Here is an 11,575-nt window from a genome sequence, read left to right on the forward strand (position 1 = left end):
GAAACCCCCATTTCAAATCTCAAGACGTCTATAGCGCAAGTGGTGGAGTCACAAGCAATAAACCTTCAATTACAAGCTGCTTCTGCTCATTATATGAGTGGACAGATACAGTGATGGTATTGTCATATTTATTGATTGCTGTAACCTCTAATAGCGTATCGAACAATTCATAATGATAGAGAGGTCCTAAATATTTCAAATGTTGCTCAATAATTCGTGCACCTGGTCCTGGAATATACTTTGACACAGCTGATGTAATAATACCATTTAACATAATTGTCGGCACAATTGGCTTTTGAAAAGGTGTCATAGCCGCATAATCATGTTGAATATAAAGCGGGTTACTATCGTTTGTAAGGCCTAAATAAAGCAATAGATCCCTATCTTCAATTTTTTCAGTGATATGGATTTTCTCGCCAACTGTAATTTCATCGATTGTGAGACCAAGTTTACTATTTTTTTGAAGCAAAGATACGCCAACCCCTTTTCTATCATACTACATTCATAGTATCAATTTTATGCTAAAAGTACAATGAAAAGCAGAAGAACCTTACCTTTCTCAACCCTGGAAACATAAAAAAATGAGCAGGAACATTCCCTACTCATTTTAAGATTTAGACTGATATTTTACACTAAAATTTTCATCACATTACGAACTGCTTCTGCCGATTGATCTAAAGCTGCTTTTTCTTTGTCCGTTAATTCTAGCTCAAAGATTTTTTCAATACCGTTTTCGCCAAGTAATGTTGGAACACCTAAGTATAGATCATGATAGCCGTACTCGCCTTCTAAATAAGCAATAGATGGTAAAATACGTTTTTGATCTTTTACAATAGCTTCAGCCATCTCTATTAGTGCCGCAGCAGGTGCATAATAGGCAGAGCCGTTACCAAGTAAGTTGACAATTTCTGCTCCACCATTACGCGTTCGGTCAACAATTTCTTCTAAACGTTCAGCAGAAATAAGTGTTTCTAACGGAATACCACCAGCAAATGAATAACGTGTTAACGGTACCATTGTATCACCGTGACCACCTAATACAAAACCAGTGATATCTTTTACTGAAATCTTAAGTTCTTCTGCCACAAATGCACAGAAACGAGCCGTATCAAGAACACCCGATTGACCAATAACACGGTTTTTAGGGAAGCCAGTTTCTTTGTATACTGTGTATGTCATGGCATCAACTGGGTTTGTCAGTACAAGGATTGTAGCATTTGGTGAATGCGTAGCAATCTCTTTTGAAACAGTTTTCATAACACTCTGATTGATTTGTACAAGGTCATCACGGCTCATACCAGGTTTACGTGCAACACCAGCAGTAATAATCACTACGTCAGAATTCGCCGTATCTGCATAATTGGAAGTACCTTGCACATAAGAGTCAAACCCTTGTATTGGTGCTGCTTCCCACATATCTAGCGCCTTACCCTTTGTTGGGTTTTCTGCCTGTGGAATATCCACTAATACGACGTCACCAAGTTCTTTCTGAGCTGCTAAAAATGCTGCAGTAGCGCCTGTAAAACCGCCACCGATAACTGAGATTTTTTTTCGTTTCAGAGACATTTGAATACGCTCCTTTAAAATTAGGTTATATATTTTAAAAGAGGGAGGAGACATCCATCTCACTCCCTCAATTAAACAAGTTTATCGTAAATATTCAATTAAAATTTACTATCACCCTAATTATATCGGCAGAAAAAAGCATCCGCTTTAGCGATAAATTCTATTGTAGAATAGAAAATTATAGGTTTTTGATTAACTCATTAGCGAATTCTGAACATTTCACTTCTGTAGCGCCGTCCATTAAACGAGCGAAGTCATAAGTTACAACTTTTGAAGAAATTGTATTCTCAACAGATTTAGTGATCATGTCAGCAGCTTCTTGCCATCCTAAGTGTTCAAGCATTAATACACCTGAAAGTAATACTGAAGATGGGTTTACTTTATCTAAACCAGCATATTTTGGAGCTGTACCATGAGTAGCTTCGAAGATCGCATGTCCAGTAACATAGTTAATGTTAGCTCCTGGAGCGATACCAATACCACCAACTTGTGCAGCAAGTGCATCAGAAATATAGTCACCATTTAAGTTCATTGTAGCTACTACATCGAACTCAGTTGGACGAGTTAAGATTTGTTGTAAGAAGATATCAGCGATAGAATCTTTTACTAAGATTTTACCAGCTGCTAAAGCATCAGATTGAGCTTTGTTTGCCGCTTCTTCACCTTGTTCAGCTTTGATTGCATCGTATTGGTTCCAAGTGAAAGTTTGATCAGCAAATTCTTTTTCTGCTAATTCATAACCCCATTTTTTGAATCCACCTTCAGTGAATTTCATGATGTTACCTTTATGAACTAAAGTAACAGATGGGCGTTTATGTTTAATTGCGTATTCGATAGCAGAACGTACTAAACGCTCAGTCCCTTCTTTAGATACAGGTTTAACACCGATACCAGAAGTTTCTGGGAAACGGATTTGATTTACACCAAATTCAGATTGTAGGAAGTTGATGATTTTTTGAGCTTGTTCTGAACCAGATTCGAATTCAATACCAGCGTAGATGTCTTCTGTATTCTCACGGAAGATTACCATATCAACGTCTTCTGGGCGTTTAACTGGAGAAGGCACTCCATCAAAGTGACGTACTGGGCGTAAGCATACATATAAGTCAAGTTGTTGACGTAATGCTACGTTAAGAGAGCGGATACCACCACCGATTGGTGTAGTAAGAGGACCTTTGATTGCAATTAAGTATTCATTAATTTTGTCTAAAGTTTCTTGTGGTAACCATTCACCAGTTTGGTTAAATGCTTTTTCACCAGCTAAAACTTCTAACCATTCAATTTTCTTTTCACCGTTGTAAGCTTTTTCTACAGCTGCGTCGATTACGCGTGATGCTGCAGCCCAGATATCTGGACCAATTCCATCACCTTCGATGAAAGGAATTACTGGATTGTTTGGTACATTAAGTACGCCATTTTCAACTACAATTTTGTTTGACATTCTGTTGCCTCCTAAATTCATAATCATAGGACTGTGTTAGTGATAACACAGTCCCAAACATTCTAGCATATTTTCCAAATTAGCGCTCGCTGATTGGAACATATTTTTGCATGCCTGGTCCAACATACTCAGCACGTGGACGGATTAGGCGGTTATTAGCATATTGCTCAAGGATATGTGCCACCCAACCTGAAGTACGTGATACTGCGAAAATTGGTGTGAACAGGTCATGATCAATACCTAAAGAATCATACACTGACGCAGAGAAGAAATCTACGTTTGCAGGTAATTTCTTTTGTTCTACGATCATGTCATGAATTTTAACTGACATTTCGTAAAGCTCTGGTTTACCAGTTAGCTCAGTTAATTTTTTAGACATTACGCGTAAATGCGGAGCACGAGGGTCGCCTTTACGATATACACGGTGACCGAAGCCCATGATTTTTTCTTTGTTGTCTAATTTATTTTGAATATAAGATTCAACATTTTCAAGTGAGCCAATTTCAGTTAACATTTTCATAACTTGCTCATTTGCTCCACCGTGAAGTGGTCCTTTTAATGCACCGATCGCTGCAGTTACACCTGAATAAACGTCAGATAATGTAGCTACACATACACGTGCTGTAAATGTAGATGCATTTAATTCATGGTCAGCGTGTAACACTAATGCTTTGTCAAATGCTTCAATTTCAATAGCTTCTGGCTCTTCACCTTTTAGCATGTATAAGAAGTTTGCCGCATATCCTAATTCTGGTTTTGGCGCAACTGGCTCTAAACCTTTACGAACACGTGCAAATGCAGTTACTACTGTTGCAATTTTAGCTTGTAGACGAATTGCTTTACGGTAGTTTGCTTCTGGATCCATAACATCCGCTTCTTCATCGAATACACCAAGTAAAGATACTGCAGTACGCAATGCAGCCATTGGATGTACAGTTGAAAGTGGGTATGTTTTAAATTGGTCGACAATCGCTTGCGGAATTGACATGTTGTCTGCCAATTGTTGTTTTAATTCAGCTAGCTCGTCCTCTTTTGGTAAACGAGTATGCCATAACAGGTAAATTACCTCTTCGAATGACGCATTTTCTGCTAAATCATCAATGTTGTAACCAACATATGTAAGTGTGTCATCGATAATTGAACTGATTTTAGATTCCGCTGCTACGATACCTTCTAAACCTTTAGTTGCTGACATAAATTATCGCTCCCTCATACTTATTTTTTTGTTGCAAATGCGTTTTTTATGTTGCATTTACGAATTTTGCTCATATGAACCATTAAGTAAATCGCTTACATTGCTATTATAATCATTTTTGACAGCTTTGTGAATGAAAATCCTCCAAATAAAGAAAAAGACGTCCGAACGACTATATAATTGTCCTAAAGAGATTTTTTTGTATATTTTGACATTAATTTATCAATTGGTTTGGGGTGAATTTGTAAAAATGAGGAATTTAAAGTATTTTTCATACGAAAGAACTACGAGTGTTTTGCTATTTATTTTTTATTTAGTCATACTTTGGTTTGTATTACCTGTGTCACTCGCAATTTTTTTATCATTTTCAACGTATCCTATCATAAATTTTTTACACAAATATTGTAGGATTGCGTATTGGATTGCAGCAATTATTGTGGAAGTATTAATATTAACCTGTATTTTTCTACTAGTTGTCATATCTATTAACAGTATTATCGTCATTTTCCCAGAAATTCGAGAGACTTTACAAAATTTCCCACTTTTCAGTGAATATGAATCCATGTTTGTACAAGTTTTAAAAGAAAAATCACTGTCCATTTTCGATTCCATCATCGTATATACAGCAGATCTTTTCCAATTATTAATGAAGCATGTCATTGAGGTTTTCATCTTTTTGGTTGCTTATTACTTTGCGCTTCTAGAAACACGTAAATCACGCTATTGGTTCTTTCAATATGTGCCTAAAAAATATCGTCAAGAGTGGCAATCTCATTTTGCAAAAATGATGCAACTTTTTCATTATTTCTTATTTGTGGAGTTTCAATTATTTACGATTACCCTACTCATTCTTTGTGCTGGCTTTATGATCCTTCAATTTGAACAAGCCATTATTAAAGCATTTATTGTAGCATTTGCAGATGTACTACCGTTTTTCGGTATCGGGGTTTTTCTTGTGCCAATGAGCATTTATTTTTATTTCAACGGCAATACCTTTTTATGTGTGGCCATTTTATTACTCTATTTATTTGTACAATTAACAAGGCAGCTAGCCGATTCGATGCTTTGGTCCAACACACTTCAGCTACGCACATTCCATACATTCTTTATCAGCGCTGCCTCTATTCTATTATTTGGCTTTTATGGTATATTACTAAGCCCTATCTTTTTATTTCTAGCTGTAAAACTGAAAGAAAACTCTATCTTTGAACGATGATAAATTGACCTTTTTTCATTTTTTTACGCATCCAGTAATAGACAATGGGTTGGAACATTTTTCGAGAAAATGGCATGAGTAGTAATAAACCTAGGACATCTGTTAAAAATCCAGGTAACGCTAAAAACAAACCACCACCAAAAGTTAAGAAAGTATCCACTAATGCAGTTCCTGGCGCTTCTCCGCGTGCCAATGTATTTTTCACATTTTGAACAGAGTTCATACCTTTATTCTTCATGACATAAATCCCAATCACACTCGTAGCAATAATGAGCAATAATGTACTTAAAACACCAATATTTTGTCCAATGACTATTAATAACGTCAATTCGGCTAATGTGTAGATAATAAAACCAAGAAAAATTTTTCGCATCTTTTTCTCCTTTCTACTTAAAAAGCTATACCTTTTATACGTTATTATAGCCCGTTTAGTTTCATAAAAAAATGAATTTACCTATTCTAAGAGAAAGTAACTTCTGTTAAAGGAAGAAATGAATAGTTTCCATAAAGTGTGTGTACAACCTTTATGAAAAAGCTCTAGTACAACAAACCGCACTAGAGCTTTTTGTTAATTATTAAAGAACGCTTGCATGTCCTTTGTAAATCACACCTGTTTCAGCGTCCATTGTAATTTCTTGACCATGACGGATTAATGTAGTTGCTTCTTTTACACCAACGATTACTGGAATACCTAGGCTTAACCCTACAACTGCTGCATGGCTAGTAAGTCCACCTTCTTCAGTAATTAGGCCAATACAATTTTCTAAAGCAGGCATCATATCACGATCTGAACCGACTGTAACAAGGATGCATCCGTCTGTATCGTAGGCAAGTGCCTCAGCAGCATTTTTAGCAACCACTGTTTTACCAACAACTGATGCTTTTCCGATCCCTTGTCCACGTGCAAGTAAATCTCCAATAATGTGTACTTTCATTAAGTTTGTTGTACCCGCTTCACCTACAGGTACACCTGCAGTAATGACAACTGCGTCTCCATGTGTAACAAAACCATGCTTCAAGCTTTCATCCACAGCTAGTTCTAAAATTTCATCTGTTGTTGTCACACGTTGACACACAATTGGGTATACGCCCCATACTAGTGTTAATGTATGAGCTGTATTTGTAGAGCCTGTTACGGCAACAATTGGCACTCCTGGTCGATATTTTGCAATCATTCTCGCTGTATTACCACTTTCAGTTGGTGCTAATACGGCTTTCACTCCTAAATTGATAGAAGTGTAAGCTACAGCTTGTGAAATTGCCTCTGTCATATTTGCTTCTTTCTCACGACTACGTGTAGAAACAATTGATCGATAATCTAATGAATTTTCAGTGCGTTGTGCAATTTTATTCATCGTTTGTACCGATTCAACTGGATAAAGACCTGCAGCAGTTTCACCAGATAACATGATAGCATCTGTTCCATCAATAATTGCGTTGGCTACATCACTTGCTTCTGCACGTGTTGGTCGTGGGTTACGCTGCATGGAATCTAACATTTGAGTTGCAGTAATTACCGGTTTACCAACTTGATTACATTTTAGAATTAACTTCTTTTGTACAAGCGGTACTTCTTCTGCTGGAATTTCAACACCAAGATCTCCACGAGCAACCATTAAACCGTCAGATACCAGGATGATTTCATCGATGTTATCGACACCCTCTTGGTTTTCAATTTTTGGGATGATTTGAATATGACTACCACCATTTTGTTCAAGTAATTCACGAATTTCAAGAACATCTTTTGCACGACGAACGAATGAAGCAGCAATAAAATCAACACCTTGTTCGATACCAAATAAAATATCTTGTGCGTCTTTTTCTGTGATACCTGGTAGTTGTACAGAAACACCTGGTACGTTAACACCCTTTTTATTTTTTAGAACGCCAGCATTTTCAACAATTGTATGAATTAATCCTTTTTCCATATCCGTTGCTAATACACGTAGTTGAATTAGACCATCATCAAGTAAAATAATTGAATTTTGCTCAACGTCTTCAATTAAGCGCTCATATGTGACAGAAAAGCTCGTCTCAGTACCTTCTACTTCTGTCATTGAAATATCAATAACTTGACCTGCTGACAAATGAAGCTCGCCATTTTTCATGTTGTGTGTACGAATTTCTGGTCCCTTTGTATCAAGTAAAATTCCCACTGGTTTATTTAATTTTTGTGCCACTTCACGAATTAAATGAATACGCCCTGCATGTTCCTCATGTGATCCGTGTGAAAAATTCAAGCGGGCTACATTCATACCTGCTTCGATTAATTTTTCTAAAATTTCTGGTGATTCACTTGCAGGTCCAATTGTACATACGATTTTTGTTTTTCTCATTTTTGCCCACTCCGTTTTATAACAAATTATATTGATAGTTCTTTCATTAGTGTATATAGGCTTACATCAGCCTCATGATTCTTTTCAAAAGCCTCTGGCATATCATAATCAATGACTTGATGATTGCGAATACCTACTGCTCGACCAGCTTTGCCTTCCATAAGTAATTCAACTGCATGTGCGCCAAACTGACTCGCTAATACACGATCTCTAGCTGTTGGTGATCCACCACGTTGGATATGACCTAATACTGAAACACGTGTTTCTTTACCTGTTTTTTCTTTTAACAGTTTAGCCAGCTCACTTCCTGACATAACACCCTCTGCAACAATAATAATACTATGCTTTTTACCACGTGCAGCACCACGATCTAAGCGTGCGACAATATCGTCTAAAATATAATCTTCCTCTGGAATTAAAACTGTTTCAGCACCAGCAGCAAGACCTGCCCATAAAGCGATATCTCCTGCATCACGTCCCATGACCTCTACAATGAAAGAATTTTCATGGGATGTAGCAGTATCTCGGATTTTATCAATGGATTCTACAACTGTATTTAGGGCTGTATCAAAGCCGATCGTATATTCAGTTCCTGGAATATCATTGTCAATTGTCCCAGGTACCCCTACAACAGGGAAGCCTTTTTTCACCAAATCCATGGCACCTCGATAAGACCCATCACCACCAATGACAACAAGTCCTTCAATACCAGCAGCTCGTAAATTCTCAATACCTCGTTGCTGAACAGCATCCTCTTTAAATTCTGGGCATCTTGCCGAATTCAAATGCGTTCCACCGCGTTGGATAATACCACCAACTGCACCTAAATCAAGTTCTTCCATAAATCCTTTTACTAAGCCTTCATAACCATGCTTAATTCCGACAACATCAATTCCATGAAATGCTGCCTTACGAACGACCGCTCGAATAGCAGCGTTCATTCCAGGCGCATCTCCACCACTAGTTAATACAGCAATTTTTTTCATTGTCGAACCTCCTGCAGTTACTATTATTATTCACATTAACATGAAAAAACAAACTATGTAAGGGTTCTGGGGATACAAAAACATAACTTTTACATAAAAAATGAAAAGAATGCGCTTTCACACACTCTTTCCACCTAAAAACATCCTAAATCTAACATTTTTTCAAGAAGTCTGGCGTTTATTATGCGCTATTATCTTCTTTAATTTTTATAGCTTTTTAATATGTTAAGATACAAATTTTGTCTCTTAACGAGCAAATTTATAGCTTTTAAATGTTATACCCTGTTAAGCTAAACAACATTCATCTTTTTACAAACAGATTTACACTTCTGTATACTGTCCAATTTTTTTAAATTTTTCATAGCGATCTTCTACTAATTGTTCTCCATTTAAAGAATTTAATGCTTGAAGTGTGTCACTAATGCATTCTTTAATAGAAAGGGCCTGTTTTGCTACATTGCGATGTGCTCCACCAATAATTTCAGGGATAATGCCATCAATTACACCAAGTTCTTTCAAATCGGGTGCTGTGATACGCATTGCTTCTGCTGCCTGCTTAGCCAGACTACCATCACGCCATAAAATAGATGCCGCTCCTTCTGGCGAAATAACAGAGTAAGTCGAGTTCTCGAGCATAAAGACACGGTTTGCTACACCTAACGCTAGTGCACCACCACTTCCTCCTTCACCAATAACAATACTAATTACAGGAACAGTTAAGCCAGCCATTTCTACAAGATTCCTAGCAATTGCTTCACTTTGACCACGTTCTTCAGCAGCTTTCCCTGGGTAAGCGCCTTTTGTATCAATAAAACAAATAATCGGTCTTTTGAATTTTTCAGCTTGCTTCATCAAGCGTAGTGCTTTTCGATAACCCTCTGGATGAGGCATACCAAAATTACGACGTATATTTTCCTTAGTAGACTTACCACGTTGATGTCCAATAATTGTGACTGGTTGCCCTTCGAAAATGGCAATCCCACCAAGAATGGCTGCATCATCACCAAATGTACGATCACCATGTAATTCAATAAAATCTTCACACATTGCTTCAATATATTGAAGCGTTGTAGGTCTTTCTGGATGTCTTGCCACTTGCACACGATCCCACGGCTTCATATTGGCATAAATCGATTGCTCTAATTGTGATAAACGTGTTTCAAGCTTTTCGATTTCACCAGACATATCAACTTCTGCTTCAGCAGCGATTGTTTTTAATTCATCAATTTTCTCACGTAATTGTACGACTGGTTCTTCAAATGCTAAATTTTTAGACATGTTGCACGCCGCCTTTCGTATGCATTTTTACAAGTAAAGATACTTGTTTACGTAAATCTTTGCGATGGAAAATGGCATCAAGCTGACCATGCTCTAATAAAAATTCTGCTGTTTGGAAATCACTAGGCAGTTTTTCTCGTACAGTTTCTTCAATTACACGTCGCCCTGCAAAGCCAATTAATGCCTGTGGCTCTGCAATATTTATATCACCAACAGAAGCAAAGCTTGCCGAAACTCCACCTGTTGTTGGATGCGTTAAGATAGAGATGAACAATAAGCCTTGATCACTGTGGCGTTTTAATGCGACACTAGTTTTCGCCATTTGCATTAACGATAATACGCCCTCTTGCATACGAGCACCACCACTAGCAGTAAAGATAATAAATGGTACACCTAGTTCTGTTGCCTTCTCTACTGCTCTCGTAATTTTTTCACCAACTACAGAGCCCATAGACCCCATACGGAAGTGCGAATCCATAATCGCTACGACAATTTCCTCACCATCTATTGTACCAACGCCTGTTAGGACAGCCTCATTCAAGCCTGTTTTCTCTTGGTCTGCTGAAATTTTTTCAACATATGCTGGGAAATTAAGGGGATTACTTGTTTGTAAATGATCATCCATGGATTCGAATGAGCCTTCATCTAAGAAATATTCCACACGCTCTTGTGCCGTCATTTTGAAATGATGACTACATTTTGTACATACTTTATGATTTTTTTCTAATTCTTTTGTTAATTGAATGTGACGACATTCAGGACATTTTGTCATTAACCCTTCTGGAAATGCCTTTTCTTGCCCGTCCTCTTTCTTCTTTCGATTACCACTAAATAAGCTACGTATTGCCATGTTCGACTCCCCCTTTGTTGTTGTCTAAATGCTCTGTACAGTACTCATCCACTGCTCATAAGCTTTTAATGCTTCTTTTTCGTAACCCAGCTGCATCGATTTCAACATCGTTTGAATGATTAATTTTTCATTTTCTGTTGAGTTTCGATTTAAACGGTCGCCATCATAAGCTGCTAATTGAAACCAGATTTTTAACGAAAGACGATTACCTGTCGTAATTAATAGTTCTCTTAAAATATCTCGACAATTAATTGTACCTTCTATTTCTAGTTTCACAAAAAAACTATCCCACACAGGTAGTGTGCGAAGAATCTCTGTACAACTTATTACGCGGATTGCTTCCATTTCATGAATTTGTCGCGTTAATTCGACATCTTTTTTTGATTTCTCATCTTCTAATATAAACATCGACAGTATTTCTACGAGCTGATGCTTATGTGTGGACGCAAGAAAAGTACCACCACCATGTCTTGTTTCAATAAGCCCTAGCAACTCTAAGCTTCGCAAAGCCTCTCTCACAGAGGATCGCCCGACACCTAGACGCTCTGATAGAACTCGTTCAGAAGGTAGCTTCTCACCTGCTTGAATTTTTTCCATTTTAATGAGTTGACGTAGTTGTTGGACGATTTCTAAAAACACTTTTTTTTGTTCTGTTTTTTTATCCATACGACTAACTCCCCTTATCAAAAAAGTGGTCTGACCACTTT

Annotated in this window: 11 protein-coding genes; 1 reads left to right on the plus strand and 10 read right to left on the minus strand. The window is 37.4% G+C overall.

The genetic code is table 11. The features are described from left to right. Nucleotides 1-28: 28 nt before the first annotated feature. From NP781_RS15920 to citZ, 4 genes are all read right to left on the minus strand, one after another. Nucleotides 29-469, minus strand: a complete 441-nt coding sequence (locus tag NP781_RS15920) for a MaoC/PaaZ C-terminal domain-containing protein (protein ID WP_004226245.1) — start codon at nucleotides 467-469, stop codon at nucleotides 29-31. A gap of 158 nt (nucleotides 470-627) precedes the next feature. After that, on the minus strand, nucleotides 628-1,566 hold the full coding sequence (gene mdh, locus NP781_RS15925) for a malate dehydrogenase (RefSeq protein WP_004226243.1): 939 nt from the start codon (nucleotides 1,564-1,566) through the stop codon (nucleotides 628-630). Nucleotides 1,567-1,744: 178 nt separating this feature from the next. Next, complete coding sequence (gene icd, locus NP781_RS15930; RefSeq protein ID WP_025114483.1) at nucleotides 1,745-3,007, minus strand: NADP-dependent isocitrate dehydrogenase; 1,263 nt, start codon at nucleotides 3,005-3,007, stop codon at nucleotides 1,745-1,747. 79 nt (nucleotides 3,008-3,086) lie between these two features. Further along, nucleotides 3,087-4,202, minus strand: a complete 1,116-nt coding sequence (citZ, locus tag NP781_RS15935; RefSeq protein WP_004226238.1) for a citrate synthase — start codon at nucleotides 4,200-4,202, stop codon at nucleotides 3,087-3,089. A gap of 250 nt (nucleotides 4,203-4,452) precedes the next feature. Here citZ and NP781_RS15940 point away from each other — a divergent pair, with 250 nt between their 5' ends. After that, entirely contained in the window at nucleotides 4,453-5,418 is a 966-nt protein-coding gene (locus tag NP781_RS15940; RefSeq protein ID WP_221680982.1) for an AI-2E family transporter, read from the plus strand. Here NP781_RS15940 and NP781_RS15945 read toward each other — a convergent pair. The 6 genes from NP781_RS15945 to NP781_RS15970 all read right to left on the minus strand — a co-directional run bounded on the left by NP781_RS15945 (nucleotide 5,402) and on the right by NP781_RS15970 (nucleotide 11,534). Continuing rightward, nucleotides 5,402-5,791: an FxsA family protein gene (locus tag NP781_RS15945; protein ID WP_221680983.1), complete on the minus strand. Its 390-nt coding sequence runs from the start codon at nucleotides 5,789-5,791 to the stop codon at nucleotides 5,402-5,404. The two genes, NP781_RS15940 and NP781_RS15945, sit on opposite strands and share 17 nt — an antisense overlap. Nucleotides 5,792-5,993: 202 nt before the next feature. Then, nucleotides 5,994-7,754 carry a pyruvate kinase gene (gene pyk, locus NP781_RS15950; protein WP_048393575.1) on the minus strand — a complete coding sequence of 587 codons (1,761 nt, stop codon included), beginning with the start codon at nucleotides 7,752-7,754 and terminating at the stop codon, nucleotides 5,994-5,996. A gap of 26 nt (nucleotides 7,755-7,780) precedes the next feature. Further along, nucleotides 7,781-8,740 (minus strand): 6-phosphofructokinase, encoded by a 960-nt coding sequence (pfkA, locus tag NP781_RS15955; protein WP_221680985.1) that lies wholly within the window; start codon nucleotides 8,738-8,740, stop codon nucleotides 7,781-7,783. 321 nt (nucleotides 8,741-9,061) lie between these two features. Next, nucleotides 9,062-10,018, minus strand: coding sequence for an acetyl-CoA carboxylase carboxyltransferase subunit alpha (locus tag NP781_RS15960; RefSeq protein ID WP_221680986.1), 957 nt, complete (start codon nucleotides 10,016-10,018; stop codon nucleotides 9,062-9,064). Then, nucleotides 10,011-10,868, minus strand: coding sequence for an acetyl-CoA carboxylase, carboxyltransferase subunit beta (gene accD / locus NP781_RS15965; protein WP_004226223.1), 858 nt, complete (start codon nucleotides 10,866-10,868; stop codon nucleotides 10,011-10,013). Before accD ends, NP781_RS15960 begins: the two co-directional genes overlap by 8 nt. A 24-nt stretch (nucleotides 10,869-10,892) precedes the next feature. After that, on the minus strand, nucleotides 10,893-11,534 hold the full coding sequence (locus NP781_RS15970; RefSeq protein ID WP_004226221.1) for a FadR/GntR family transcriptional regulator: 642 nt from the start codon (nucleotides 11,532-11,534) through the stop codon (nucleotides 10,893-10,895). Nucleotides 11,535-11,575: the final 41 nt, after the last annotated feature.

Origin of the sequence: Lysinibacillus sp. FN11 (assembly GCF_024628845.1) — a bacterium.
Classification (GTDB): domain Bacteria; phylum Bacillota; class Bacilli; order Bacillales_A; family Planococcaceae; genus Lysinibacillus; species Lysinibacillus capsici.

Bases quoted from the DNA above. Each gene is read 5' to 3' on its own strand.
- mdh (WP_004226243.1), bottom strand. From the start codon at position 1,566: ATGTCTCTGAAACGAAAAAAAATCTCAGTTATCGGTGGCGGTTTTACA.
- icd (WP_025114483.1), bottom strand. From the start codon at position 3,007: ATGTCAAACAAAATTGTAGTTGAAAATGGCGTACTTAATGTACCAAAC.
- citZ (WP_004226238.1), bottom strand. From the start codon at position 4,202: ATGTCAGCAACTAAAGGTTTAGAAGGTATCGTAGCAGCGGAATCTAAA.
- NP781_RS15940 (WP_221680982.1), top strand. From the start codon at position 4,453: ATGAGGAATTTAAAGTATTTTTCATACGAAAGAACTACGAGTGTTTTG.
- NP781_RS15945 (WP_221680983.1), bottom strand. From the start codon at position 5,791: ATGCGAAAAATTTTTCTTGGTTTTATTATCTACACATTAGCCGAATTG.
- pyk (WP_048393575.1), bottom strand. From the start codon at position 7,754: ATGAGAAAAACAAAAATCGTATGTACAATTGGACCTGCAAGTGAATCA.
- pfkA (WP_221680985.1), bottom strand. From the start codon at position 8,740: ATGAAAAAAATTGCTGTATTAACTAGTGGTGGAGATGCGCCTGGAATG.
- NP781_RS15960 (WP_221680986.1), bottom strand. From the start codon at position 10,018: ATGTCTAAAAATTTAGCATTTGAAGAACCAGTCGTACAATTACGTGAG.
- accD (WP_004226223.1), bottom strand. From the start codon at position 10,868: ATGGCAATACGTAGCTTATTTAGTGGTAATCGAAAGAAGAAAGAGGAC.
- NP781_RS15970 (WP_004226221.1), bottom strand. From the start codon at position 11,534: ATGGATAAAAAAACAGAACAAAAAAAAGTGTTTTTAGAAATCGTCCAA.